We start from the raw sequence: 23,324 nt of genomic DNA on the forward strand, positions 1-23,324 counted from the left end.
CGGATCCGTGCGCTTGCCCCATAGGCTCCATCGGACCATGCGGCCGACCCTGACCGGCATCGAGCAGGTCCTGGCCGACGCCGGCGGGATCGCAGCGCCCCGCGAGCGCCTTGGCCAGCTGCGCCTGCTCCTGGGACAGGAGCTGCAGCACGGCAAGGGCGAGCTCGCGCTCGCGCGCTCCGGGTACGAGCACCCGGTCGTCGCCGTCGTGGCGAGCACCGAGCACGGCCTGGTCGCGGTCGCGCCGGTCGCGCTCGGGCTGCGCGCCGACCCCGACGTGGTCGAGGAGCGCGCGTGGCTGCTGACGGCGGCCCTGGTCGGCGCTTTGGCCGACGCGTCCGAGCAGCCGCAGACGATCGAGGCGGGCACGTTGGACGGGGAGTTCCTGGCGATCCGGGTCATGTCCCCTCTAGGGCCCGGGGACCCAGAACTCGCCCCCCTGTCGTTCGCCGACGAGCAGACCACCGCGATCGACCGCCTGAAGGCGCTGCTGCTCGCGGTCCCGCCGGAGCTGATCGACACGGCCACCGACTTCAAGCCCCCGATCGGCTCCGCGCACCCGCTCAACGTCGCGCTGGAGATCGCCAAGCTCGGCGGCCGCCCCGCCGATCCGGCGTCATCCCAGGAGCTGGAGGACCAGGTCCTCGCCGCGCTCGACGACGGCAGCGGCGACGGCTTCGCACGTCCGCACGATGACCCCGACCCGAGCCGCCGCGTCGCCCGCCGCATCCTCCAAAGGCTGGACGGGATGGGTAAGTGGGGCGGCTACCACACGGACTTCACCCACCTCGCCCGCGGCTTCGCCGGCAACGATCGCGGCCTCGCCGACAGCGTCGGAGAAGCCCTGCTGGCGGCGGGCCTCCTGTCCGAGAAGCCGAGCGTCGGGCAGCGCCACGTCTTCCTCAACCCCAAGCGGGCCGGCGACATCCGCAACATGATCGAGAAGGGCGACGTCCCGCCTGGCCTGAGGCTTCCGAACTGACCGGACGGTCAAGTGCGGAACCGCACCAACACTTCTTCACAAGTGCGATAGTCCCCTGCAATGCCCCAGGTGCAGTCTGTCCTCGACCGGGTCGGCAACACAGCGACGGCCGTCAAGGTCCTCGCCGACGCCGGCGTCATCCGACCGATGCGGCCGGAGAAGCTCGTCCACATGGCGTCGACGATGCTCAGATGGGGTCCGACCCCTGCCGCGGGCTACAGCGTCAGCGCGGTACGGCGGCCCGACAAGGTCGGGATCGTCGACGAGCTCGGCACGCTCACGTTCCAGGAGATCCACGATCGCACCAACGCGCTCGCCAACGCCTGGAGCGACATGGGGATCGGCGAGGGCGACGGCGTCGCGATCCTGTGCCGCAACCACCGCGGCTTCATCGACGCGACCGTCGCGTGCTCCAAGCTCGGCGCCAACGCGTTGTACCTCAACACGATGTTCGCGGGGCCGCAGATCACCGACGTCTGCGCGCGCGAGAAGCCGAAGGCGATCGTGTACGACGAGGAGTTCGCCGACATGGTCAAGGACGCCGGCAAGCGCCGCAAGCGCTTCGTCGCGTGGTTCGACGGCGAGTCCGGCAAGCCGTCCGGCGACCCGCTCCTGGAAGACCTCATCAAGCAGGGCGACACCGCCGACCTGACGCCGCCGGCCGAGAAGGGCCGCGTCGTGATCCTGACGTCCGGCACGACCGGCACGCCGAAGGGCGCGAACCGCTCGCAGCCCAAGTCGCTGCTGCCCGCCGCCGGGCTGCTGTCGAAGATCCCGCTGCGCGCCGAGGAGCCGTGGATGGTCGCGGCGCCGATGTTCCACTCGTGGGGCTTCGCGCACTTCACGCTCGGGATGGCGCTGGGCGCCCAGCTGGTCCTGCGCCGGAAGTTCGACCCGGAGGGCACGCTCAGCGCGATCGCCCAGCACGAGTGCACGACGCTCGTCGTCGTCCCGGTGATGTTGTCGCGGATCCTGGAGCTGCCGCCGGAGACGATCGACCGCTATGACTTGCGCAGCCTCAGGATCATCGGGGCGAGCGGCAGCGCGCTGCCCGGCCCGCTGGCCACCGAGGTCATGGACCGCTTCGGCGACGTGCTCTACAACCTGTACGGGTCGACCGAGGTCGCGTGGGCGACGATCGCCCAGCCGACCGACCTGCGCGCCGCGCCCGGGACCGCGGGCAAGCCGCCGTTCGGGACGATCGTCAAGTTGTACGACGACGACGGCAACGAGGTCGGCGACGGCGAGACCGGCCGGATCTTCGTCGGCAACGAGCTGGTCTTCGACGGCTACACGGGCGGCGGAGGCAAGGCCATCATCAACGGCCTGATGTCGACCGGCGACGTGGGCCACTTCGACGACGGCGGGCGGCTCTTCGTGGACGGTCGCGACGACGAGATGATCGTCTCCGGCGGCGAGAACGTGTTCCCGCGCGAGGTCGAGGACCTGCTCAGCCACCACGAGCACGTGGAGGAGGCCGCGGTCGTCGGCGTCGACGACGAGAAGTTCGGCCAGCGGCTGCGCGCGTTCGTCGTGGTGTCGAGCGAGGGCGCGGCGAGCGAGGACGACCTCAAGGCCTACATCAAGGCGAACCTCGCGTCGTACAAGGTGCCGCGCGAGATCGTGTTCCTCGAGGAGCTGCCGCGCAACGCGACGGGCAAGGTGCTCAAGCGCGAGCTGGCCAAGGACGACGCGGAGGACACGACGGCCAAGGCGTAGCGGCGTGGAGTCACCGCCTTGCGGGCGCTGACTCCAACGCGAGCAATCGCCCACGGGGCGATTCTCGCGGCTCAGGGGACGATCACGGCGGCGCCTTTGAGCGCGCCTGACCGCAGGTCGTCCAGCGCCTGCTGGGCGTCTTCGAGCGCGTAGGTCGTGACCTGGGGCCTGAGTGGGATCCGGGGTGCGAGCGCGAGCAGCTCGTGGCCGTCGGCGCGGGTGAGGTTCGCGACCGAGCGGATGACGCGCTCGCCCCAGAGGTCCGCGTAGGGGAACGACGGGATGTCGCTCATGTGGATGCCGCCGCAGACCACGACGCCGCCGGGCCGGACCGCGCGCAGCGCGAGCGGGACGAGGTCGCCCGCGGGGGCGAAGATCAGCGCGGCGTCCAGCTCGACGGGCGGCGTCTCGTCGGTCCCGCCGGCCCAGAGCGCGCCCTGGGCGCGGGCGAAGTCCTGGCCGCGCACGTCACCCGGGCGCGTGAAGGCGTACACCTCGCGGCCCTCGAAGACCGCGACCTGGCAGACCAGGTGGGCCGCGGCGCCGAACCCGTAGAGCCCGACGCGCGCCGGGTCGCCGCCCGCGCGCAGCGTCCGCAGGCCGATCAGCCCCGCGCACAGCAGCGGCGCGACGTGCACGTCGTCCATGTCGTCTGGCAGCGGGAGGCAGAAGCGCTCGTCGGCGACGGGCGTACTCGGCGAACCCGCCGTCGAGGTCCTTGCCGGTGAACCGCGCCGCAACGCAGAGGTTCTCCTGGCCCCGCTCGCACGCCGGGCAGGTGCCGTCGGTCCAGCCCAGCCAGGGCACGCCGACGCGCGCTCCGGTGTCCTCGCGCAGACCGACGATCTGGTGGCCGAGCACGAGCGGCGCGCGGGTCTGCTCGACCTCGCCGTCGGTCACGTGCAGATCCGTCCGGCAGACCCCGCAGGCTTTGACCTTGAGCAGGACCTGGCCGGGGCCCGGCTCGGGCTTCGGGAGATCGTCGACGGAACGCAGAGGCGTTCGGGGAGCGTCCAACACCATGGCTCGCACAGCTGCATCTTCTACCCTCGGACGTGCGATGTTCGCGCGAACCGACACCTTCGACCTCGCCCCGCTGCACCTCCGTGCCGGGGAGGCCCGCCATCTCGATCTCGAGATCCCGCTCGACCACTTCGACCTGAGCAACGAGCGCTACGACGTCTCGCCGACGCCGATCCCGGTTGAGCTCGACGCGAGCCGCATGACCGCCGGCGGCTGGTCGCTGCGCCTGCGCTTCAGCGCGACGCTGTCCGGCCCCTGCATGCGCTGCCTGGAGCCGGCGTCGCCATCGTTCACCGTCGACTCCTACGAGGTCGACGTCCCCGACGAGGGTCCCGAGCTGGACTCGCCCTACGTGACGAACGACCTCGTGGACGTCGCGGGCTGGACGCGCGACTCGCTCGCGCTGACGCTGCCGGCGAACATCCTCTGCACCCCGCAGTGCCTCGGGCTGTGCCCGGAGTGCGGCGAGAACCTCAACACCGCCGGCCCCGAGCACCACCACGAGAAGGCGCCCGACGCCCGCTGGGCGGCGCTGTCGGAGCTCAAGTTCGACAACTAGCTACTCGGCGCCGGCTGACGGCGGCGTGAGCGCGGCGCCCTCGACCTCCTCGACGCGGAGGCGGCGGACGGTGAGCTCGTCGATCTCGACTCTGCCGAGCTGCGCCTGACCGACCCTCAGCCTGCCGATCGCCAGCGCGCCGATCGCGACGGCGCCGACGGCCAGCGCGCCGAACGCGGCCGAGCCGAGCGAGAGTGCGCCGATCGCGCGCCAACCGGTGATCGCGACGCCGCGAGCCTCTGACGGCGCCTTGACGATGGCCGTGTCTGCATTGCGCATGGCGCAGTCCTACCGCAGCGGCTTGACGTACGCCACCGTCGTCAGGCCCATCGGCGGGAACAGGTCGCGCCGCCCGTCGCGGTGCCAGCCGAGCGCCGTGTACAACTGCTCGGCGGGCGAGCCCTCCAGCGTCCAGAGCTGGGCGCGGTCGTGGCCGGCGGCGCGCATCGCGTCCTCGGCGGCGCCGAGCATCTGCCGCGCGATCCCGCGGCGCCAGTGGCCGGGATCGACGAACACCGCCGAGACGTGGCCGAGGCCCGCGACCGGCGTCCGGTCGTGGCGCGAGACCGTCGCCTGCGCGAAGGCGATCGCGCCGACGAGCGCCTCGCCGTCGACCGCCACCCGGATCCACGACCCGGACCGGGCGAAGCGCAGGTCCCACTCGAGCTCCTCGGCCTCCGGGTCGGGCATCCGGATGTCCGGGCCCGCCCACGCGCGCTGGGACTCGTCGCAGCGGCGAACGAGGCGCGCCAGCGCCGGGATGTCGCCGCGGGTCCCCGCGCGAAGCTCGATCATGGCCTACAAGTACGCTCCGCTCGGGAGGTAGGGCGCCAGCGGGCCGAGGTCGCCGCGCGTGAAGACCGGGCCGTCGGGCGTGAGCGACAGCCCCATGTCGAGCACGACCGCCGCCGCCCAGTCGTTGCTCTGCGAGATGAAGTCGACGTGCACCGACTCGCCGGGCCTGCCGGCCGCGAAGCAGGACCACAGCAGGTCGGTCGCCGCCTCGTCGTCGAAGGCCGCGACGATGACCGGCGAGCCGTCGCGGACGACGGCCCAGCCGCGGCCCTCGTAGACGAGCAGCTCGCCGCCGGTCGCGAGCATCGCGGCGACGTCCGGGCCGTGCTCGGCGGAGCGGACGTGGCGGGAGGCGGCGGCGATCGTGTCGGCGTCGCGGCCGGCGTCACCCGCGCGGGACCTCAGACCGCTCGGGATCCGCGAGCGGTTGATCGGCCCCGCCGCCGCGAGGCACGGCCGCAGCGCGAAGCCCGCCCGGAAGTAGCGCCGCATCGCACGCGGGTCGGCCGAGGACAGGATGATCGCCGCGCGCGCGTGCTCGGCGGTCTGCAGCGACGCGTTGAGCAGCGGCCCGCCGATCCCCTGGCCCTGCATCCCGGTCCTGACGCCGAACAGCGAGAGCCCCCAGACGCCCTCGCGCACCAGCGCCAGCGCGATCCCGACGACCTCGCCGTCCTCGGTGACCGAGACCCACGCACCGTCCGGATCGGTCCGCAGGAGGTGCCCGACCCGGCCCTCGGACCGGACCCGGTGCGCCTCGCGCGCGGCATCGTCGGCGGGCTGGAACTCGACGGGGTAGAGCGCGTTCAGCGCATCGCGGCCGACCTTCGCGGCAGCGGGCACGTCGGCTTCGGTCATCGGGCGGGGAGTGATGGGGAGGGTCACGCGCCGCAGTCAATCAGGCCGCCCGGCGCGCTTGCGCGGAGGATCGAACCCTGGGATGGGGCGAACGCGGGGCCCCGGGAAGTCCTATCGGAGTCCCATCCGCTACCCTCCCTCGTCGCTCATGGCCGTCCCGAAGCAGAAGCAGTCGCACAGCCGCACGACGAAGCGTCGTTCGCAGCACAAGATCTCGTCGCCCGCGATCAACGCGTGCCCGGTCTGCCACAGCCCGCGGCGTCCGCACCGGGTGTGCCCGTCCTGCGGGACGTACGCCGGTCGTGAGGTGCTCGCGCCCGAGCAGCACGGCCACAGCCACGACTAGCAGCATGGCTCCCGAGGGAGCCACGGCGGCCGAACCGGTCGTCGTCGCGGTCGACGCCAACGGCGCCGACCTCGGCCCTGCGGAGGTCGCTGCCGGCGCCGCCATCGCGGCACGCCAGGGCGTCCGCTCCATCCTCTTCGGCCCCGCCGCTGCGTTCGGCGAGATCGAGGCGCCGCCCGGTCTCGTCGAGATCGTCGATGCGCCCGTCTCGATCGCCAAGGTCCCGGACCCCGTCGCGGCCGCGCGCTCGACGAAGGACGCCTCGATCGTCCTCGCCGCCAAGGCCGTCGCCGATGGCCGGGCCCACGCGCTCGTCTCCGGCGGCTCGACCGGTGCTGCGCTCGCTGCGGGCCTGCTCAACATCCGCCGCTCGCAGGGCATCCACCGCCCGGCGCTCGCGCTGCCGATCCCGGTCCCGGGCGGCCGCCCGCCGGTCACGCTGCTCGACGTCGGCGCCAACGCCGAGGTCCGCCCCGAGCACCTCGTGCAGTTCGCGTTCATGGGCGCCGCGCTGGCCAAGACGATCCTCGGCATCGAGCGCCCGCGCGTCGCGCTGCTGTCCAACGGCAGCGAGGCGATCAAGGGCACGCCGACCGTCCAGGAAGCCCACAGGCTGCTCGCGGAGCGGGCGGCGCAGAGCCCGCTCGTCGACTTCGTCGGCAACACCGAGGGCAACGTGATCATGGACGGCGAGGCCGACGTCGTCGTCGCCGACGGCTTCACCGGCAACGTCGCGCTGAAGCTCATCGAGGGCGTCAGCTCCGCGACCCTCAGATCGATCCGCGAAGCCGCGACCTCCTCGACCCAGGGCAAGCTCGGCGGCCTCCTGCTGCGCAAGGACCTCACCGCGCTGCGCCAGGAGATCGACCCCGAGCAGCAGGGCGGTGCCTACATGCTCGGCCTGCGCAAGCTGGGCATCGTCCCGCACGGCCGCTTCGGCCGCATCGGCTTCTCCCAGGCGATCCTCCTGGCGGCCCGCGGCGTCCGCAACGACGTCGTCGGCCAGACCCACGCCGCGCTCGACGAGGCCGGCGCGCTCAAGGGCGCCCCGCCGCTCGCGTCCGCCTCCTCGACTACCGTTGAGCCAACGCCATGACCCGCGAAGACGTCTTCACCCTGATCCGCAACCACCTCGCCGACGAGCTCGACATCGACGCGGCGCGGATCGAGGAGGGCACGCGCTTCAAGGAGGACCTGGACGCCGACTCGCTCGACCTCTACACGCTGGTCCAGGAGCTCGAGGACTCCTACGGCGTGAGGATGTCCGACGAGCAGGCGGCGCAGATCCTGTCGGTGGGTGCGGCGGTCGACTTCGTCCTCGCCCATGCGCCCAGCGGCGCGGCCTGACCTCCCCGCCGCTTGCAACAGCTTCGCGATCTGCTCGACGAGGTTCCCGAGGGTCTGGCGCGCCAGGTCTTCACCCACGCCTCGTGGACCGCGCGCCGGTCGGACTCCTACGCGCGCCTGGCGTTCCTGGGCGACAGCGTGCTCGGTCTCGCGATCACCGCGCACATCTACCCGCTGCTGGAGGCCGAGCGCTACGGCGCCGGCCGCCTGACGAAGATCCGCGCGCAGACGGTCTCCGGGCCGTCGTGCCGCAACGTCGCCGAGCGCCTGGGCGTTCCGGAGCGGCTGAAGGCCGCCGCGCCCGAGGGCGCCGAGCAGACCACCGCGCTGATGGAGACCGAGCGCGTGCTCGCGTCGATCATCGAGGCCGTGATCGGCGCCTGCTTCCTGCACTCCGGCTACGAGCGCACGGCCGCCGCGGTCGTCGAGGCCTTCCAGCCCGAGCTCGAGCACGCCCTGGAGCACCCCGTCGACTACAAGTCGACGCTGCAGGAGCGCCTCGCCCAGCGCGGCGAGGTCGTCGCCTACGAGGTCACCGCCGAGCACGGCCCGCCGCACGACCGGACGTTCGAGGTCGCCGCGGGCGTCGGCACGGCGGTCCTCGGGACCGGCGCCGGCCGCTCCAAGAAGCACGCCGAGCAGGAAGCCGCGCGCGTGGCCCTCGAGGGCCTCGAAGCGGACGACGCGGCGTAGCCGACGCCAGAACCGCCTGCAAATCGGGCGGACCCCGAACCTTCGGCAGCGAACGTCCGATCCACCCGCCACCATGTGGGGGTGCATCTGAAGTCGATGACCCTGAAGGGCTTCAAGTCCTTCCCCGATCGCACCAGGCTGGAGTTCACGCCTGGTGTGTCGGTGATCGTCGGTCCCAACGGGTCCGGCAAGTCCAACATCACCGACGCCGTGCTGTGGGCGATGGGCGAGCAGTCGCCGCTCGCGATCCGCGGTCAGTCGATGCAGGACGTCATCTTCGGCGGCGGCAAGGGCGTGCAGGCGCGCAGCTCGGCCGAGGTCGAGCTGGTCCTCGACAACTCCGACGGCACCGTCGACCTGCCGGTCGGCGAGATCTCGATCATGCGCCGCCTGGATCGCAACGGCGACGGCGAGTACCGCCTCAACGGCGCGCGCGCACGCATGGTCGACATCCTCGAGGTCCTGTCCGACACGGGCCTGGGCAAGGAGTCGCACTCGGTCGTCTCGCAGGGCCGTGTCGAGGCGATCGTCACCTCCAAGCCCAAGGACCGGCGCCTGCTGATCGAGGAGGCCGCCGGCCTCGGCAAGCACCGCAAGCGCCGGCGCCGCGCGCAGCTGAAGCTCGAGCGCACGCAGGACAACCTCGACCGCGCGCTCGACGTCGAGCGTGAGGCCCGCTCGCGCCTGCGTCCGCTCAAGCGCCAGGCCGAGGCCGCCGAGCTGCACGAGCGCCTGGAGCGCCAGACCGTCGAGGCGCGCTGGGAGCTGGCGCGCGAGACCGTCCGGGCGCGGCGCACCGAGATGGCCGAGGCCGTCGAGAAGGTCACGTCCACGCGCGCCGAGCGCGAGTCGATCCAGGGCGAGCTGCGCGAGGTCGCCGCCCGCCGCCAGCTCGCCGAGGAGGCGCTGGCCAAGCGCTCCGAGCAGCGCGAGGCGCTGGCCCGCCGCGTCGAGCGCGCCCGCTCCGCCGCCGACCGCATCGAGCTGCGCCTGGAGCGCACGCGCGAGACCGCCGAGCAGGTCGCCGAGCGCGCGCAGTCGCGCGAGCGCCAGCTGGAGGCGCTGAAGCTCCAGGCCGCCGAGGACCAGCCCGACGAGAACGGGCTGGAGCGGATCGAGTCGCTCGAGGCCCAGCTCAAGGAGCTGGACGAGAACCGCCAGGCCGTGCTGGAGCGCGAGCTGCAGGCGCTCGACGCCCAGCGCGCCGCGGCGTCGGAGCGCGTGATCGAGTTGAAGGCCTTGGTCGACGGCAAGCGCGAGGCGCTGGCCGAGGCCGACAGGGCCTGCGAGCTGGCCCGCCAGGCCCGCCGCGCCGCCGAGGCGTCGGCCGAGGGCGCGCGCCGCGAGGCCGCGAAGGTCGGCGCCGAGCTGGCGCGGGCCAACCAGTTCCTGCGCTCGCACTCCGGTCCGGCCGGGGGCGCGCGCTCGCTCAGCGACGACCTCGAGGTCGAGCCGGGCGCCGAGCTGGCGCTGTCGGCCGCGCTCGGCGCGCGCCTGAGCGCCGCGGTCGCCGAGGACCGCGCGTCCGGCGCCGCGTTGTTGGACAAGTCGAAGCGCGACGGTGGTCGCGTGCTCGTCGTGGGCGGAGCGCCCGCCGGGGCGCCGACCGCCGCGCCGCAGCCGCCGGTCGACGGCGCGCGCCCGTTCGTCGAGCTGGTCCGCGGCCCTGAGCCCGCGCTGTCGCTGGCCAAGCGCCTGCTGGCCGACGCGTGGCTGGTCGAGTCGCTCGACGCGATCCCGGACTCGTTCACGGGCGTCGCGGTCACCGCCGCGGGCCGTGCCTGGCTGGGCGCGACGCGCGAGCTGCAGCAGGCCGCCGAGGGCGGCGCCGAGCGCGTCCTGGCGATGCGCAACCAGCGCGACGCGCTGATCGCCGAGGCCGACAGGCACGTCAAGTCCGAGCACGAGGCCCAGCAGGGCGTCGAGGCCGCGACCTCCGCGGTCTCCGCCGCCGACACCTCGCGCGACGAGGCCGAGCGCGAGCGCCGCGAAGCCGAGCGCTCCTACGCCGAGGCCAAGGAGTCCGAGCGCCAGTCCGCGTGGCTGATGGAGGAGCGCCGCAAGGCGCCCGAGCAGGGCGAGGCCGCCGTCCGCCGCGCGCAGCTGGAGGGCGAGCTGACGTCCGAGCGGCGCGTCGCCGAGCAGGCGGCCAAGGCGCGCGAGGAGCGCACCCGCCGGATCGCGTACCTCACCTCGCAGCTGACCCGCGACCGCGAGCTGGGCCCCGCGGCCGGCCGCGTCGCCGACGTCCTGGCCGTCGTGCACGAGGCGGTCATGGAGCGGATGCGCGAGATGGAGGGCGCGCTGGCCGCCGACCGCGCCGAGGGCGAGGGCGTCGCGCAGGAGCTGCGCGCGTGCGCCGGCGCCGAGGCCGAGATCCAGCAGAAGCTCGGCAACACGAACGAGCTGGTCACCCGCGCCGAGGTCCGCGCCCAGCAGCTGCGCGACCAGGAGGCCGAGGCCGCGCTGGAGCTCAACGCGCTCGCCGAGAAGCTGGAGCTGGAGGCCGAGCCGCGCGAGGAGCCGATGGACGTCGAGGAGGCCTCGCAGCTGCGCCAGCGGATCGAGCGCCTGATCAAGCGCCGCGAGCAGCTCGGCCCCGTCAACCCGCTGGCCAAGCAGGAGTACGACGAGGCCGTCGCGCACGTGGACGAGATGGAGAGGCAGCGCTCCGACCTCGAGACCGCGCTGCGCGAGCTGAAGGCGTTCATCCGCGACACCGACCGCCAGATCCGCACCACGTTCACCGAGACGTTCGAGGCCGCGGCCAAGAACTTCGAGGAGCTGTCGCAGACGCTGTTCCCGGGCGGCGGCGGGCGGCTGACGCTCGTCCGCGAGGACAACGCGCCCAAGCCGGTGCTCGGCGGCGCGAAGGCCGAGGACTCAGGCGACGGGCAGTCCGAGGTCGAGGCCGAGGCCGCAGCGGAGGCCGCCGCCGACGCCGAGGCCGCCGCGGCCGAGGGCGGGATCGACCCCGACGACGACCTCGGCGTCGAGATCGAGATCACGCCCGCGGGCAAGTCGATGAAGCGCCTGACGCTGCTGTCCGGCGGCGAGAAGACGATGACCGCGATCGCGTTCCTGTTCTCCGTCTTCCTGGCGAAGCCGTGCCCGTTCTACATCCTGGACGAGGTCGAGGCCGCGCTGGACGACCTCAACATCACGCGCTACCTCGACCTGCTCCAGGCACACGCCGACCGCGCGCAGTTCATCGTCGTCACCCACCAGAAGCGGACGATGGAGGCCGCCGACACGCTCTACGGCGTCTCGATGGGCGGCGACGGCGTGTCGAAGATCGTCTCGCGCAAGATGCCCAAGGAGTACGTCGCCGACGCCGAGGCGGCGCACGGCACGAGCAACGGCAACGGCAACGGCGCGAGCGCGGCCGAGCCGGTGGGCGCGGGCGCGTCCTAGAGCGTCGCGCCGGTGCGGGACCCGGAGTAGCCCCAGCTCCTGAGGTCCTTCTTCAAGAGCTTGATGTAGGCCTTGCCGCCGGGCCAGGGCTTGACGGTCCTCAGGCGGCCGGCCCTCAGCTCGTGCTGCAGGAACGCGTCGGCCGCCCTCTGCCTGCCGAGCAGGTGCTCGTCGGCGATGTAGGCCGCCAGGACGCCCAGCGACGAGCGACCCCTGCGGACCTTGGTGTAGGCCTTCTTCCAGCGCGCCGCGTCGGCCCTGATCTCGGCCACGTGCGAGAACGTCTGGTCGGCGAACGTGCCGTCGTCGCCGAGCTGGAGGATCTGCAGCGGCATCGCGCTGTCGGCGTAGTCGGTGTACTCGTAGCCGAAGCGCGCGTCGGCGGTGACGAACTGCGCCGGCGTGTCGCCCGCCGCCGCGACGAACCGGTAGCCCGGGTCCGCGAAGTTGTGGGTGAACGGCTTGTAGGTCGTGCCGTTCCACATCAGGACCAGCGCGATCTCGCAGCAGTGCGCGCCGCCGCTGTAGACGTTGACGATCACGTCGGGCTCGCCGTCGCCGTTGGCATCGACCACGCTCAGCGCCTGCCTGGCATCGCCGTCCACGGTGTCCGGCGCGCAGTAGGGCTGCTCGCAGCCCTTGACCTTCGGCATCCCGGAGTACGCCGGCGCGCCGCCGCGCGTGATCGCGATGTTCAACCCCTTGAACTGGCCGTCGCCCGCGTCCTGGGAGGTGAACGTCGCACTCACGGTCCCCGACGTCGCCGTCTCGGTCACCGGCGCCTTGGCGTCGGCGGCGAGCGCGCCGGCGGGGAGCAGCGCGAGCGCTGCGGCGGCAGCAGCGAGCAGGGCGGGGAGCGTCGGGCGGGCCATGCGAGCGACCCTACAACGCCTTCTCGCCCCAGAAGGACGCGAACGGGTTGGCGTTGAAGTTGCCGATCGGCGCGTAGCCCGCGCGCTCGTACATCGCCTGCGCGGCGGGCTGCTGGGGGCCGGTGTCCAGGCGGACGATCGTGTAGCCGAGCCCCCGCGCGGCGTCCTCCAAGGCCTTCAACAACTGCGACGCCAGCCCGCGGCCGCGCGCCTCCGGGACCACGTACATGCGCTTGATCTCGCACGCCGTGTCGTCCAGCCGCTTGACCCCGCCGCCCGCGACCGCGACGCCCGTTGCGTCGTCGACCAGCACCACGAACGCGCCGCCCGGCGGCCCGAAGTCGGCCGGCGTCGCGCTCGGCGCGCCCGGGACGTCGATGCGCCCGTAGAGCGCGGAGACCTCGGCCACCATCGCCTCGACGAGCGACAGAGCCGGTTCGGCATCGGAGGGGACGGTCCGGATCTCGATCACCCCGCTATCTTCGCGCGCCATGGCCCGAGACTGGCGCGACCTCTTCATCACCGGCGACGACGCCGCCGACTCCGCGAGCGCCGCGACGGCCGAGCAGCCGGAGAAGCGCCGCGGGTTCTTCAGGCGCCTGCGCGAGAACATGTCGAAGACTCGCGAGGCGCTGACCTCCGAGATCCAGGCGACGCTGTTCGACACGCTCGACGAAGAGACCTGGGAGCGCCTCGAGGAGGCGCTGATCATGGCCGACGTCGGCGCGCGCACGACCGCGGGCGTCGTCGGCCAGCTCGAGCAGGAGGCGACCGCCGGCCAGGTCGAGGGCGGCCCGGCGCTGCAGGAGCGGCTCGTCGAGCTGCTGGCCGGGATCGCCAAGACCGGGACCGACACGATCGACGTGCGCAAGCGCGACGGCGGCCCGACGGTGATCATGGCCGTCGGCGTCAACGGCACCGGCAAGACGACCACGATCGGCAAGCTGGCCTGGCACCTGCGCCAGGAGCTGGGCAAGACCGTCCTGCTCGGCGCGGCCGACACGTTCCGCGCCGCGGCCGTCGAGCAACTGACCGTGTGGGCGCAGCGCGCCGACGTCGAGATCGTCACCGGCCCGCCGAACTCCGATCCGGGCGCGGTCGCCTTCGACGCCGTCGCGAAGGGCCGCGAGAGGGGCGTCGACGTCGTGATCATCGACACCGCCGGGCGCCTGCACAACCAGGACGAGCTCATGAACGAGCTGACCAAGATCCGGCGCGTGATCGACAAGCAGATGGCCGGCGCGCCGCACGAGACGCTGCTGACGATCGACTCGACGACCGGCCAGAACGGCGTCCGCCAGGCGAAGCTGTTCTCGGAGGCCGTGCCGGTCGACGGGATCGTCCTGACCAAGCTCGACGGCACCGCCAAGGGCGGCATCGCGCTGGCGATCGCCGGCGAGCTGGGCATCCCGGTCAAGCTGATCGGGATCGGCGAGTCGCTGGAGGACCTCCGGCCGTTCGACGCCGACGACTTCGCCCGCGCGCTGGTCACGGTCGACGCGTAGGCGCGGGCGGGGAGGGGCGCGAGGCGGGCGGGCGTCTCTACCCGGAAAGCCGCCCGGCCTTACGCCGGTTGGCCGCACGTCTCCGGGCGGCCTGCACCGTCGCCGGACGCCGCGCGCGGTGGGATACTCGCCAGTGAAATGGACGCTTGGACCATCTGGCTGATCGCTGGAGTCGTCGCCGCGGTCGGAGAGCTTTCGACCGGCGGGCTGTTCCTGGCGCCGTTCGCCGTCGGCGCCTTCGGCGGCGCGCTGGCCGACGTCGCGGGCGGCAACGCGGCGATCCAGTTCATCGTCTTCGCGCTGCTGACGCTCGCCTGCTTCGCGCTCGTCCGGCCGATCGCCAAGCGCCACCTGCACACGCCGCCGCGGCTGCGCACCGGCACCGCTGCGCTGGTCGGCCAGAACGCGATCGTCGTCGAGCGCATCGAGAACGACCTCCCGAGCGGCTCCGTGCGCATCGGCGGCGAGGTCTGGACCGCGCGCGCCTACGACGACGACACCGTCCTCGAGGCCGGCGCGAAGGTCCAGGTCGTCGAGATCCGCGGCGCGACCGCGCTCGTCGCCCCATGAACTTCGATCCCCACCACATGGAGGTGTTGACGTGGCCGCTCTGATCGCCCTCGTCGTCATCCTGGTCTTCGCGCTGATCGTGGCCGCGAAGACCATCCGCATCATCCCGCAGGCCCGCGCCGGCGTCGTCGAGCGGCTCGGCCGCTACAGCCGCACGCTGGATCCGGGGCTGACGATCGTCCTGCCGTTCATCGACCGCGTGAAGCCGCTGATCGACCTGCGCGAGCAGGTCGTCTCGTTCCCGCCCAACGGCGTCATCACCGAGGACAACGTCACGGTGAACATCGACACCGTGTTGTACTTCACGATCACCGACCCGAAGTCGGCGTCCTACGAGGTCGCCAACCCGTTGCAGGCGATCGAGCAGCTGACGGTCACGACGCTGCGCAACGTCATCGGCGGCCTGACGCTGGAGCAGTCGCTGACCAGCCGCGACCAGATCAACACGCAGCTGCGGATCGTCCTCGACGAGGCGACCGGCAAGTGGGGGATCCGCATCAACCGCGTCGAGTTGAAGGCGGTCGACCCGCCCGGCGGGATCCAGGAGGCGATGGAGAAGCAGATGCGCGCCGAGCGCGACCGCCGCGCGGCGATCCTCACCGCGGAGGGTTCCAAGCAGTCGCAGATCCTCGATGCCGAGGGCGAGAAGCAGGCGGCCGTGCTGCGCGCGGAGGGCGCCAAGACCGCGGCGATCCTGCGCGCCGAGGGCGAGGCGTCGGCGATCGCGACCGTGTTCGACGCGATCCACAGGGGCGACCCCGACCCCAAGCTGCTGTCCTACCAGTACCTGCAGATGCTGCCGAGGCTCGCCGAGGGCAACGCCAACAAGGTGTGGGTGATCCCGACGGAGTTCACGGCCGCGCTGAGCGGGCTGTCCAGCGCGTTCAGGGGCGAGGGCGAGGAGTCGCAGCAGAGGCCTCAGCAGCCGCCGCAGCCCCCGCGCGCGATCTCATAGAGCTCTCATGTGACCTGGCGCGGAGGGGCTACGTTCAAAGAGCCATGACGATGTCCCTCCGCACCTTCTTCCTGGCGGCCGCGCTGAGCACGGCCGCGGTCGTCCCCGCCGCCGCGCAGGCCGACGCGCCCTGGAGCGCGCCCGCTGCGCTGGAGGGCGCCACGACGCCGTCGACCGGCCCGCTCGGCGCGATCACCGCGCGCGGCACGGCGGCGCTGACCGCTTCCAACCCGTCGACCGAGACGGCGCCCGCCGATCACCCGACGCAGCTCGTCCGCATGGACGCCGGCGGCAGGGTGCTGGCCTCTGACGGGCTGAGCTTCGTCGCACAGGGCGTGACGACCTACGGCGCGACCGGCCTCGCCGCGGCGGGCGAGACGCTCGGCACGCAGTACCCGGGCACGCTCGACGACACGAGCAGGTTGGTGGTGTCGGCGATGAGCGGCGCGGGCGCGATCAGGTCCACCACGATCTCCGGCCTGCACGGGTTCGGCGTCTTCGCGCTGGCGGGCGACCCGCAGGGCAACGTCGCGTTGTTGGTGTTCAACACCAGGGAGCGGATCGTCTACCTGCGCAAGAAGGGGTCCTCGACCTTCACGAAGGTGCTGACGATCAAGGTCTCCGACCAGGCCCGCGGCGCCACGCTGGCGGTCGGCGGGAAGAGCGGCGGTGAGTTGTTGGTGGCCTACGAGGACCACCACACGCTCTACGCACGCCACCGCGGGACCAGGTCGTGGGGGTCGGTCCACCAGCTCGGCGACAGCGTGCAGTCCGACATCAGCGCGGCGTTCGACGGGTCCGGCCGCGAGTCGGTCGCCTGGAAGTCGCAGCGCATCAACGAGGGCGAGAGCAACACGCCCGCGGTCGTCTCGTTCACGACCGCCGCGCCCGGCAGGGGCTTCGGCGCGCGCAGGCAGATCGAGTCGGTCTCCGGGCCCAGCGGCGCCGGGCACTACGTGTCGTCGCCCGCGGTCCTGCTGCGCGTGATCGACGGCGCGCACACGCTGCTGACCTGGACCGGCTCGGACGGCACGAACTTCGTCGTCAAGGCCGAGACGATCGCCTCCGGCCACACCGCAACGCCCGCGACGCTGTCGCCCGCCGGCAGCGACGCGGTCCTCGGCGACGCCTCGGTCGCGCCGTCCGGCGCAGCGCTCGTCCTCTGGCGCTCGAACACCGCCGGCGCCGACGCGACGCTCAACGCGCCCGCGCCGCGCGTCACCGCCGCCTACCGCGCGCCCGGCGCCGCGTCGTTCGGCGCGGCCGAGCCCGTCAGCGCGGCGACCGACCAGCAGCCGGTCCTCACCGGCCTCGTCGATCCCGCGACCGGCCGCGCGATTGCCGCCTGGGCACCGGTCTCCAGCGCGGTGCAGTTCGCGACGCGCCCGGGGAACTAGAATCGACCGACAGTGTTCGACGCCCTTGCCGAGAAGCTCCAGGAGACCCTGTCCGACGTCCGCGGCCGCGGCACGCTGACCGAGGACGACGTCAACAAGGCCATGCGCGAGATCCGTCTCGCGCTGCTGGAGGCCGACGTCAACTTCAAGGTCGTCAAGCAGTTCACGGCCACGGTCAAGGAGCGCTGCCTCGGCAGCGACGTGCTCGGGCAGCTGAACCCCGGCCAGCAGGTCGTCAAGATCGTCAACGAGGAGCTGACCGCGCTGATGGGCGGCTCCTCGGCCGGCATCACGTTCGCGCCGCGGCCGCCCACGGTGATCCTGATGGCGGGCCTGCAGGGCTCCGGCAAGACGACGGCGACCGCCAAGCTCGCGAAGCTCCTGAGGGAGAGGAACGGCTCGTCGGTCGCGGTCGCCGCGTGCGACGTCTACCGCCCGGCGGCGGTCGACCAGCTGATCAAGGTCGGCGGCCAGGCCGGCGCGACGGTCTACGAGCAGGGGACCGACAAGGACCCCGTCGACATCGCGCGCTGGGCGCTGGACCAGGCCAAGATGGACGGCAAGGACGTCCTGATCGTCGACACCTCCGGGCGCCTGCACGTCGACGAGCGCCTGATGCAGGAGCTCAAGGACATCCGCAAGGCGGTCAGGCCGACGTCGATCCTGCTCGTCGTCGACGCGATGACCGGCCAGGACGCCGTCAACGTCGCCGAGCAGTTCGCCGAGGCCGTGCAGTTCGACGGCGTCGTGATGTCCAAGCTCGACGGCGACGCCCGCGGCGGCGCCGCGCTGAGCGTCAAGGCGGTCACCGGCAAGCCGATCCTGTTCGCCTCGATCGGCGAGAAGCTCGACCAGTTCGAGGCCTTCCACCCCGACCGGATGGCGCAGCGGATCCTCGGCATGGGCGACGTCATGTCGCTGATCGAGAAGGCCGAGAAGCAGTTCGACGAGGACGAGGCCAAGGAGCTGGAGCGCAAGCTCCGCAAGGACGAGTTCACGCTCGACGACTTCCTCAAGCAGCTCAAGCAGCTGCGCAGGATGGGCCCGCTGACGTCGCTGCTGGGCATGATGCCGGGCTTCGCCGGCCAGCAGCTCAAGAACATGAGGGTCGACGAGAAGGAGCTCGATCGCGTCCAGGCGATCATCCTCTCGATGACCCCGGAGGAGCGCCGCCGGCCCGAGCTGATCAAGGGCTCGCGCCGCCTGCGGATCGCCAAGGGCAGCGGCACGAACGTGCAGGCCGTCAACGGTCTCGTCAAGCAGTTCGGCCAGATGCGCAAGGTCATGAAGCAGATCGGGAAGGGCCGGATGCCCGACCTGCAAGCCATGATGCGCCAGGGTCGCTAACCTCCAGCGTCGCTCTGCGCGCGCGATCATCCGCGCGCGCACCTCAAGACTTCCCGAGTTCCAACCCGCACACCTGCAAGGACTTCCATGGCCGTACGACTCCGACTGACGCGCGTTGGCGCGAAGAAGAACGCGATCTGGCGCATCGTCGCCGCGGATCAGCGCTCCCCGCGCGATGGTCGCAACCTCGAGATCCTGGGGCAGTACAACCCCCAGACCGAGCCCTCGACCATCACGGTCAACGAGGACCGCGTCCGCCATTGGGTCGCCACCGGCGCGACCGCGACGCCGCAGGTTCGCAAGCTCCTGCGCACGCAGGGCATCGAGATCGCGAACTAGGACCGTCCTGGTTCCATGAAGGAGCTGCTCGAGTACCTGGCGAGGCAGCTCGTCGACGACCCCGGCGCTGTCGCGGTCGAGCAGTTCGACGAGGAGGACGGCACGGTCGTCCTGGAGCTGTCGGTCGGTGACGAGGACTACGGTCGCGTCATCGGCAAGGGCGGCCGGACCGCCAACGCCCTGCGGACGGTCGTCAAGGCCGCCGCGGTCAAAGAGCAGCGCCGCGTCCTCGTCGACATCGTCGACTGACGTGGCCGACGCCTCAGCGTCGCCACCTGAGCTCCTCGCGGTCGGCCGCGTCGGCAGGCCCCACGGCCTCGACGGGTCGTTCTACGTGACGCAGCCGCGCGAGCGGCTGCTCGAGGCGACCGACACGCTGATCGTCCGCGAGGGCGAGGCGGTCGCGATCGTCCGCCGCGACGGCACGGCCGCGCGGCCGATCCTGAAGCTGGCCGGCGTCGCGAGCCGCGAGGCCGTCGAGGCGCTGCGCGGCGCGGACCTGCTGGTCCCGCGCGCCGAGACGCCTGCGCTGGAGGACGACGAGTGGCTGGCGGAGGACCTCGTGGGCTGCCGCGTGGTCGACGGCGATCTCGCGATCGGCGTCGTCGCCAAGCTGCTGCCGTACCCGTCCTGCGAGCTGCTCGAGGTCCAGCGGCCCGAGGCGGGTAGCAAGGCGCTGCTGGTGCCGCTGATCGGCGACGCCGTCCGGACCGTCGACGTGGGCGCCAAGATCATCGACATCAACTTGACCTTCCTCGGCGAGGACGCTTCCTAGATGCAGCTCGACGTCGTCACGCTCTTCCCGGAGTGGTTCGACTGGTTCCAGACCCAGCGCCACGTGCGCAACGCGACGCAGCGCGGTCACGAGGTGCGGGCGTTCAACCCGCGCGACACGACGCCGCTCAGCGGCGGCCAGGTCGACGACACGCCGTTCGGCGGCGGCGCGGGGATGGTCCTGCGCGTCGACGTCATGGACAAGGCGCTGCAGGGGATCTACAACCAGGACCCGGTCGACCTCCGGCGCGAGCGGCGCGTGATCGCGCTGACGCCCGGCGGGCGGATGCTCGACGACGCGTTCGTCGACGAGCTCGCGGGGGAGAAGGCCATCACCTTGCTCTGCGGCCGCTACGAGGGCTTCGACGAGCGGATCGTGCAGCACTTCGCGAGCGATGCGGTGAGCGTCGGGCGCTTCGTGCTGAGCGGCGGCGAGCTGGCGGCGATGGTCGTGATGGACGCGGTCCTGCGCAAGCTGCCGGGGTCACTGGGGCACTCGGAGAGCGCGATGGAGGAGTCGTTCTCGCAGGCGCTGGGCGGCGATCCCGAGTACCCGCACTACACGCGGCCGGCGGACTACCGCGGCTGGAAGGTCCCGCCGGTGCTGCTGAGCGGCCACCACGAGGAGATCGCCAACTGGCGCCGCGCGCGGTCCCAGGAGCGCGGCATCGTCGGCCCGACCGCGCACCCGCCGGATCCGGAGACTGAGAAGCGCCCGTCCGGTCCCGACCCGTTCGGCCCCATGTCCGACGCGCCACAGCGCGGTTCCGGGCCCGACCCGTTCGGGCCGATGTCGGGCGACTGAGACTCGGGGCCAGAGCTCGCCTGGCGGCTCGCCTGGCCTTGCGCGAACTCGCCTGGCGGCTCGTTCGCGCGCCGCGGCTGGGCTCGAACCCCAGGCGCTCGGCCTCCGGTGTGAAGTCTTCGCTACCATCATTCGGCCGACGCGCGGAGCCGATCTCCGCGCCTTCTCTTTGCCATGAGCACTGTCATCGAATCCCTTGAGCGCGCCCAGCTGCGCCGCGTCCCGTCCTTCCAGGCCGGTGACCGCGTCCGTGTCCACTTCCAGGTCATCGAGGGCACGCGTCGCCGTACGCAGGTCTTCGAAGGCGTGGTGATCAAGCGCCAGGGCCACGGTGTGCGGGAGACGTTCACCGTCCGCAAGCAGTCGTTCGGCGTCGGCGTGGAGCGCACGTTCCCCGTGCACTCGCCGAAGATCGAGAAGATCGAGGTCGCCGCCCGCGGTGACGTCCGTCGCGCGAAGCTGTACTACCTCCGCGACCGCGTCGGCAAGGCCGCCCGCGTCCGCGAGCGCCGCTACGTCGGCCCCGAGGAAGTCGTCGAGGCCGGTCTGCTGCATGACCCGGCCGCGCAGCTCGAGGCCGAAGCGGCCGCGAGCGACGGCGCCGTCGACGCCGAGGGCGCGTCGATCGAAGAGGTCGTGCCGGAGGCCGAGGCCGTCGAGGCCGCCGACGCTCCTGCCGCCGAGGCCACCGACGACGCAGCGGCCAGCACGGCCGAGGCGGACGCCGCGGCCGACGCCGACGACGCGAAGTAGACCCGATGAGCGCCGCCGCCGGCGGAGCGAAGAAGGAGAAGTCGGCGGGCGGCTCGTTGATCGAGCTCGTCGTCATCGTGATCGTCGCGCTCGGTCTGGCGCTGGCGATCCAGGCGTTCCTCGTCAAGCCCTACCGGATCCCGAGCGAGTCGATGGTCCCGACCTTGAAGATCGGGCAGCGCGTGCTCGTCAACCGGTTGGGCAACCGCTTCAACAAGCCGCAGATCGGCGAGGTCGTCGTGTTCCACCCGCCCAAGGGCTCGGACACGAACACCTGCGGCGACGCGGACAAGAAGCCTGACGAGGCCTGCGACAAGCCGACTAGTCAGAAGTCCTCCGTGAACTTCATCAAGCGCGTCGTCGCGGGCCCGGGCGACACGGTGTACATCAAGGGCGGCCACGCCTACGTGAACGGCAAGCGCCAGAAGGACTCGTTCACGAGGCCGTGCGCGGGCGGCAGCGGCTGCGACTTCCCGCGGCCGATCACGATCCCGGCCGACCACTGGTTCATGATGGGCGACAACCGTGGCGAGTCCGACGACAGCCGCTTCTGGGGACCCGTCCCGCGCAAGTGGATCATCGGCGGGGCCTTCGCAACGTACTGGCCGCCGAAGCGCATCGGCTTCCTCTAGTTTCTCCGGCGTGAGCCGCGAACGCGACTACCCGACGCTGGCCGCCGAGCTGGCGGCGGCGATGCCCGACGGCGAGTCGCGCGCGCCGCGCGACCTCCCGACTGCGCCGGTCGCGCCGCGCACGGCGGACGTCGCCGCTGCTGACGCGGACGCTGCGGTTCCGGCTGCCAAGCCGCGGGCCAGGGCGAAGCCGAAGGCCAAGAGGCGCAAGGGCGGGCGGAGGTTGTTCCAGCACGACCGCGCGCTCGGCGTGCGGTTCGTCGCCGGGGCCGACGAGGCCGGGCGAGGGTGCCTGGCCGGGCCGCTGGTCGCCGCGGCGGTGCTGTTCGACTACGAGCGCCTCGGGCCGCGCGAGGTCCGCGCGCTGTCGCTGCTCAACGACTCCAAGCAGCACACCGAGGAGGCGCGCGAGGCGCTGTACCCGGTCGTGATGCGGATCGCGACGCGGGTCGCGGTCGTCTCGCGCAGCGCCGGCGGCATCGACGCGCGCGGGCTGCACAAGACCAACCTCGCCGCGCTGCGCGAGTCGCTCCTGAAGGTCGCCCGGCCGGGGACGTTGTGCCTGAGCGACGGCTTCAAGCTCGGCGCGCTCGACGGCCACGAGAACCGCGCGATCATCGACGGCGACTGCAAGTCCGCGGCGATCGCCGCCGCCTCGATCATCGCCAAGGTCACCCGCGACCGCTTCATGCACCGCGCCGACGCCCGCCACCCCGGCTGGGAGTTCGCGACCCACGTCGGCTACTCGACGCCCGAGCACCGCGACGCGATCCAGCGTCTCGGCGTCTCGCCCCTGCACCGCATGTCGTTCCAGTCCGCGGCCTACGCGAACCTGCAGCAGCGCTGAGCGGCGCATCAGAACGCGTCCTCCAGGTGGTCCAGGCGGGTGAGGTGCCCGTGCGCGTCGACCACGACGCCGATCGCGTCGAAGCGGATCAGCCGCGCCCGCGGGCGGTCCGGCGCCTCTGACAGGTAGGCGCGCGCCATCCGGCGGACCTGCGCGCGCTTGGCGTCGTGCAGCGCGTCCCACGGCTGGCCGCGGCCGCGGCGCGACTTGACCTCCACGAAGACGAGCGCCCCGTCGCGCGTGGCGATCAGGTCGATCTCGCCGTGGCGCGTCCGGTGGTTGCGCGCGACGATCGTGTAGCCGAGGCGGTCCAGGTGCTCGGCGGCGAGGCGCTCTCCCAGGCGGCCCAGGTGCTGTCGCGGATCGGCGGTCATCAGGCCCTCGAAGCTATGGACCGGCTTGCTGAGAATCAGCACGCGAACGTCACGAAAGCGCGCAGAACCCGTTCCGGAGCCGATGAGACGCCTGCGTCACGACCGGGACCAGCGCACGGTCCTGGTCCTGCCCGACGTCCCGCCCGGAACCCGGATCCTGCTCGGCCGCTCGCGCGCCGCCGACATCCGCTTCACCGAGCCGACGGTCTCGCGCCGGCACGCGGCGCTGCAGCGCGTGGACGGCGGCTGGCTGCTCGTCGACCGCAGCTCGACCCACGGCACCCACGTCAACGGCCACCGCGTCGACACCGCGATCCTCGCCGACGGCGACCGCGTCGACCTCGGCTCCGCGCACCTGACCGTCCGCCTGTAGACACCCGGATCGTCGGTCATGCGTCCAAGCGCCCTGCGGCCCACG

General features: G+C 72.3%; 27 protein-coding genes and 1 pseudogene. 21 read left to right on the forward strand and 7 right to left on the reverse strand.

Annotation, left to right across the window (positions count from 1 at the left end):
• Nucleotides 1–37 precede the first annotated feature (37 nt).
• Entirely contained in the window at nucleotides 38–982 is a 945-nt protein-coding gene (locus H030_RS0118140) for a hypothetical protein (RefSeq protein WP_027007151.1), read from the forward strand.
• Nucleotides 983–1,042: 60 nt separating this feature from the next.
• Nucleotides 1,043–2,701, forward strand: a complete 1,659-nt coding sequence (locus tag H030_RS0118145) for an acyl-CoA synthetase (RefSeq protein ID WP_027007152.1) — start codon at nucleotides 1,043–1,045, stop codon at nucleotides 2,699–2,701.
• A gap of 71 nt (nucleotides 2,702–2,772) precedes the next feature.
• Here the strand turns inward: H030_RS0118145 and H030_RS40700 are convergent.
• Nucleotides 2,773–3,733, reverse strand: a pseudogene (locus tag H030_RS40700) (zinc-dependent alcohol dehydrogenase family protein).
• Between the two features lie 28 nt (nucleotides 3,734–3,761).
• On the opposite strand from H030_RS40700, the gene H030_RS0118155 reads away from it, so the two are divergent.
• Nucleotides 3,762–4,283 carry a YceD family protein gene (locus H030_RS0118155; protein ID WP_027007153.1) on the forward strand — a complete coding sequence of 174 codons (522 nt, stop codon included), beginning with the start codon at nucleotides 3,762–3,764 and terminating at the stop codon, nucleotides 4,281–4,283.
• Here the strand turns inward: H030_RS0118155 and H030_RS33255 are convergent, their stop codons facing one another.
• The 3 genes from H030_RS33255 to H030_RS0118170 are packed head-to-tail and all read right to left on the reverse strand — an operon-like array spanning nucleotide 4,284 to nucleotide 5,936.
• On the reverse strand, nucleotides 4,284–4,562 hold the full coding sequence (locus tag H030_RS33255) for a hypothetical protein (protein ID WP_081690916.1): 279 nt from the start codon (nucleotides 4,560–4,562) through the stop codon (nucleotides 4,284–4,286).
• A gap of 9 nt (nucleotides 4,563–4,571) precedes the next feature.
• Nucleotides 4,572–5,078 carry a GNAT family N-acetyltransferase gene (locus H030_RS37445; protein WP_027007154.1) on the reverse strand — a complete coding sequence of 169 codons (507 nt, stop codon included), beginning with the start codon at nucleotides 5,076–5,078 and terminating at the stop codon, nucleotides 4,572–4,574.
• Between the two features lie 3 nt (nucleotides 5,079–5,081).
• Nucleotides 5,082–5,936: a GNAT family N-acetyltransferase gene (locus H030_RS0118170; protein ID WP_027007155.1), complete on the reverse strand. Its 855-nt coding sequence runs from the start codon at nucleotides 5,934–5,936 to the stop codon at nucleotides 5,082–5,084.
• 148 nt (nucleotides 5,937–6,084) lie between these two features.
• Here H030_RS0118170 and rpmF point away from each other — a divergent pair, with 148 nt between their 5' ends.
• The 5 genes from rpmF to H030_RS0118195 all read left to right on the forward strand — a co-directional run bounded on the left by rpmF (nucleotide 6,085) and on the right by H030_RS0118195 (nucleotide 11,736).
• Entirely contained in the window at nucleotides 6,085–6,282 is a 198-nt protein-coding gene (rpmF, locus tag H030_RS0118175) for a 50S ribosomal protein L32 (RefSeq protein ID WP_027007156.1), read from the forward strand.
• Between the two features lie 4 nt (nucleotides 6,283–6,286).
• Complete coding sequence (plsX, locus tag H030_RS33265; protein WP_035127922.1) at nucleotides 6,287–7,378, forward strand: phosphate acyltransferase PlsX; 1,092 nt, start codon at nucleotides 6,287–6,289, stop codon at nucleotides 7,376–7,378.
• The gene (locus H030_RS0118185) at nucleotides 7,375–7,629 is read left to right on the forward strand and encodes an acyl carrier protein (protein WP_027007157.1); all 255 of its coding nucleotides are present in this window, start codon (nucleotides 7,375–7,377) and stop codon (nucleotides 7,627–7,629) included. The genes plsX and H030_RS0118185 overlap by 4 nt, the downstream gene beginning before the upstream one ends.
• Nucleotides 7,630–7,641: 12 nt before the next feature.
• Nucleotides 7,642–8,322: a ribonuclease III family protein gene (locus H030_RS0118190; protein ID WP_027007158.1), complete on the forward strand. Its 681-nt coding sequence runs from the start codon at nucleotides 7,642–7,644 to the stop codon at nucleotides 8,320–8,322.
• Between the two features lie 96 nt (nucleotides 8,323–8,418).
• A complete protein-coding gene (locus tag H030_RS0118195; protein ID WP_155892131.1) occupies nucleotides 8,419–11,736 on the forward strand; it encodes a chromosome segregation SMC family protein in 3,318 nt (1,105 codons plus the stop codon).
• Here H030_RS0118195 and H030_RS0118200 read toward each other — a convergent pair.
• Together H030_RS0118200 and H030_RS33270 are read right to left on the reverse strand one after the other, a co-directional pair.
• The gene (locus H030_RS0118200) at nucleotides 11,733–12,608 is read right to left on the reverse strand and encodes a hypothetical protein (RefSeq protein WP_027007160.1); all 876 of its coding nucleotides are present in this window, start codon (nucleotides 12,606–12,608) and stop codon (nucleotides 11,733–11,735) included. The genes H030_RS0118195 and H030_RS0118200 overlap by 4 nt on opposite strands.
• Nucleotides 12,609–12,618: 10 nt before the next feature.
• Nucleotides 12,619–13,101 carry a GNAT family N-acetyltransferase gene (locus H030_RS33270; RefSeq protein WP_196809182.1) on the reverse strand — a complete coding sequence of 161 codons (483 nt, stop codon included), beginning with the start codon at nucleotides 13,099–13,101 and terminating at the stop codon, nucleotides 12,619–12,621.
• Here H030_RS33270 and ftsY point away from each other — a divergent pair.
• The 12 genes from ftsY to H030_RS33290 all read left to right on the forward strand — a co-directional run bounded on the left by ftsY (nucleotide 13,100) and on the right by H030_RS33290 (nucleotide 22,532).
• The gene (gene ftsY / locus H030_RS0118210) at nucleotides 13,100–14,113 is read left to right on the forward strand and encodes a signal recognition particle-docking protein FtsY (protein ID WP_027007161.1); all 1,014 of its coding nucleotides are present in this window, start codon (nucleotides 13,100–13,102) and stop codon (nucleotides 14,111–14,113) included. The genes H030_RS33270 and ftsY overlap by 2 nt on opposite strands.
• A gap of 138 nt (nucleotides 14,114–14,251) precedes the next feature.
• Nucleotides 14,252–14,683, forward strand: coding sequence for an NfeD family protein (locus tag H030_RS0118215; protein WP_027007162.1), 432 nt, complete (start codon nucleotides 14,252–14,254; stop codon nucleotides 14,681–14,683).
• Nucleotides 14,684–14,714: 31 nt separating this feature from the next.
• Nucleotides 14,715–15,638 carry an SPFH domain-containing protein gene (locus H030_RS33275; protein WP_051223058.1) on the forward strand — a complete coding sequence of 308 codons (924 nt, stop codon included), beginning with the start codon at nucleotides 14,715–14,717 and terminating at the stop codon, nucleotides 15,636–15,638.
• A 50-nt stretch (nucleotides 15,639–15,688) separates the two neighbouring features.
• Nucleotides 15,689–17,035: a hypothetical protein gene (locus tag H030_RS0118225; RefSeq protein WP_155892132.1), complete on the forward strand. Its 1,347-nt coding sequence runs from the start codon at nucleotides 15,689–15,691 to the stop codon at nucleotides 17,033–17,035.
• 12 nt (nucleotides 17,036–17,047) lie between these two features.
• Nucleotides 17,048–18,382 carry a signal recognition particle protein gene (gene ffh, locus H030_RS0118230; protein ID WP_027007164.1) on the forward strand — a complete coding sequence of 445 codons (1,335 nt, stop codon included), beginning with the start codon at nucleotides 17,048–17,050 and terminating at the stop codon, nucleotides 18,380–18,382.
• An 87-nt stretch (nucleotides 18,383–18,469) separates the two neighbouring features.
• Nucleotides 18,470–18,721: a 30S ribosomal protein S16 gene (gene rpsP, locus H030_RS0118235; RefSeq protein ID WP_027007165.1), complete on the forward strand. Its 252-nt coding sequence runs from the start codon at nucleotides 18,470–18,472 to the stop codon at nucleotides 18,719–18,721.
• A gap of 15 nt (nucleotides 18,722–18,736) precedes the next feature.
• Complete coding sequence (locus tag H030_RS0118240) at nucleotides 18,737–18,970, forward strand: KH domain-containing protein (protein WP_027007166.1); 234 nt, start codon at nucleotides 18,737–18,739, stop codon at nucleotides 18,968–18,970.
• A 1-nt stretch (nucleotide 18,971) separates the two neighbouring features.
• Nucleotides 18,972–19,496 carry a ribosome maturation factor RimM gene (rimM, locus tag H030_RS37450; protein WP_051223060.1) on the forward strand — a complete coding sequence of 175 codons (525 nt, stop codon included), beginning with the start codon at nucleotides 18,972–18,974 and terminating at the stop codon, nucleotides 19,494–19,496.
• Entirely contained in the window at nucleotides 19,497–20,300 is an 804-nt protein-coding gene (trmD, locus tag H030_RS33285; protein ID WP_081690917.1) for a tRNA (guanosine(37)-N1)-methyltransferase TrmD, read from the forward strand.
• Nucleotides 20,301–20,474: 174 nt separating this feature from the next.
• Nucleotides 20,475–21,053 (forward strand): 50S ribosomal protein L19, encoded by a 579-nt coding sequence (gene rplS / locus H030_RS40705; RefSeq protein ID WP_027007167.1) that lies wholly within the window; start codon nucleotides 20,475–20,477, stop codon nucleotides 21,051–21,053.
• A 5-nt stretch (nucleotides 21,054–21,058) separates the two neighbouring features.
• A complete protein-coding gene (lepB, locus tag H030_RS0118260; RefSeq protein WP_027007168.1) occupies nucleotides 21,059–21,685 on the forward strand; it encodes a signal peptidase I in 627 nt (208 codons plus the stop codon).
• Between the two features lie 10 nt (nucleotides 21,686–21,695).
• Nucleotides 21,696–22,532 carry a ribonuclease HII gene (locus H030_RS33290; RefSeq protein ID WP_231398474.1) on the forward strand — a complete coding sequence of 279 codons (837 nt, stop codon included), beginning with the start codon at nucleotides 21,696–21,698 and terminating at the stop codon, nucleotides 22,530–22,532.
• Nucleotides 22,533–22,540: 8 nt separating this feature from the next.
• Here the strand turns inward: H030_RS33290 and H030_RS0118270 are convergent, their stop codons facing one another.
• Nucleotides 22,541–22,906 (reverse strand): YraN family protein, encoded by a 366-nt coding sequence (locus H030_RS0118270; protein WP_027007169.1) that lies wholly within the window; start codon nucleotides 22,904–22,906, stop codon nucleotides 22,541–22,543.
• An 82-nt stretch (nucleotides 22,907–22,988) separates the two neighbouring features.
• On the opposite strand from H030_RS0118270, the gene H030_RS33295 reads away from it, so the two are divergent.
• Nucleotides 22,989–23,279: an FHA domain-containing protein gene (locus tag H030_RS33295; RefSeq protein WP_051223064.1), complete on the forward strand. Its 291-nt coding sequence runs from the start codon at nucleotides 22,989–22,991 to the stop codon at nucleotides 23,277–23,279.
• The last annotated feature ends 45 nt before the right edge of the window (nucleotides 23,280–23,324 follow it).

Source organism: Conexibacter woesei Iso977N (assembly GCF_000424625.1).
Taxonomy (GTDB): Bacteria; Actinomycetota; Thermoleophilia; order Solirubrobacterales; family Solirubrobacteraceae; genus Baekduia; species Baekduia woesei_A.

What these genes read in the sequence shown, in the direction of transcription:
- H030_RS0118270 (WP_027007169.1), bottom strand. Translation starts at nt 22,906, where the DNA reads ATGACCGCCGATCCGCGACAGCACCTGGGCCGCCTGGGAGAGCGCCTC.
- H030_RS0118155 (WP_027007153.1), top strand. Translation starts at nt 3,762, where the DNA reads ATGTTCGCGCGAACCGACACCTTCGACCTCGCCCCGCTGCACCTCCGT.
- plsX (WP_035127922.1), top strand. Translation starts at nt 6,287, where the DNA reads ATGGCTCCCGAGGGAGCCACGGCGGCCGAACCGGTCGTCGTCGCGGTC.
- rplS (WP_027007167.1), top strand. Translation starts at nt 20,475, where the DNA reads ATGAGCACTGTCATCGAATCCCTTGAGCGCGCCCAGCTGCGCCGCGTC.
- ftsY (WP_027007161.1), top strand. Translation starts at nt 13,100, where the DNA reads ATGGCCCGAGACTGGCGCGACCTCTTCATCACCGGCGACGACGCCGCC.
- lepB (WP_027007168.1), top strand. Translation starts at nt 21,059, where the DNA reads ATGAGCGCCGCCGCCGGCGGAGCGAAGAAGGAGAAGTCGGCGGGCGGC.
- H030_RS33255 (WP_081690916.1), bottom strand. Translation starts at nt 4,562, where the DNA reads ATGCGCAATGCAGACACGGCCATCGTCAAGGCGCCGTCAGAGGCTCGC.
- trmD (WP_081690917.1), top strand. Translation starts at nt 19,497, where the DNA reads ATGCAGCTCGACGTCGTCACGCTCTTCCCGGAGTGGTTCGACTGGTTC.
- H030_RS0118240 (WP_027007166.1), top strand. Translation starts at nt 18,737, where the DNA reads ATGAAGGAGCTGCTCGAGTACCTGGCGAGGCAGCTCGTCGACGACCCC.
- H030_RS0118225 (WP_155892132.1), top strand. Translation starts at nt 15,689, where the DNA reads ATGTCCCTCCGCACCTTCTTCCTGGCGGCCGCGCTGAGCACGGCCGCG.
- H030_RS0118185 (WP_027007157.1), top strand. Translation starts at nt 7,375, where the DNA reads ATGACCCGCGAAGACGTCTTCACCCTGATCCGCAACCACCTCGCCGAC.
- H030_RS37445 (WP_027007154.1), bottom strand. Translation starts at nt 5,078, where the DNA reads ATGATCGAGCTTCGCGCGGGGACCCGCGGCGACATCCCGGCGCTGGCG.
- H030_RS0118215 (WP_027007162.1), top strand. Translation starts at nt 14,252, where the DNA reads ATGGACGCTTGGACCATCTGGCTGATCGCTGGAGTCGTCGCCGCGGTC.
- H030_RS0118170 (WP_027007155.1), bottom strand. Translation starts at nt 5,936, where the DNA reads ATGACCGAAGCCGACGTGCCCGCTGCCGCGAAGGTCGGCCGCGATGCG.
- H030_RS0118195 (WP_155892131.1), top strand. Translation starts at nt 8,419, where the DNA reads ATGACCCTGAAGGGCTTCAAGTCCTTCCCCGATCGCACCAGGCTGGAG.
- H030_RS33270 (WP_196809182.1), bottom strand. Translation starts at nt 13,101, where the DNA reads ATGGCGCGCGAAGATAGCGGGGTGATCGAGATCCGGACCGTCCCCTCC.
- rpsP (WP_027007165.1), top strand. Translation starts at nt 18,470, where the DNA reads ATGGCCGTACGACTCCGACTGACGCGCGTTGGCGCGAAGAAGAACGCG.
- H030_RS33295 (WP_051223064.1), top strand. Translation starts at nt 22,989, where the DNA reads ATGAGACGCCTGCGTCACGACCGGGACCAGCGCACGGTCCTGGTCCTG.
- rpmF (WP_027007156.1), top strand. Translation starts at nt 6,085, where the DNA reads ATGGCCGTCCCGAAGCAGAAGCAGTCGCACAGCCGCACGACGAAGCGT.
- H030_RS0118145 (WP_027007152.1), top strand. Translation starts at nt 1,043, where the DNA reads ATGCCCCAGGTGCAGTCTGTCCTCGACCGGGTCGGCAACACAGCGACG.
- H030_RS0118200 (WP_027007160.1), bottom strand. Translation starts at nt 12,608, where the DNA reads ATGGCCCGCCCGACGCTCCCCGCCCTGCTCGCTGCTGCCGCCGCAGCG.
- H030_RS0118140 (WP_027007151.1), top strand. Translation starts at nt 38, where the DNA reads ATGCGGCCGACCCTGACCGGCATCGAGCAGGTCCTGGCCGACGCCGGC.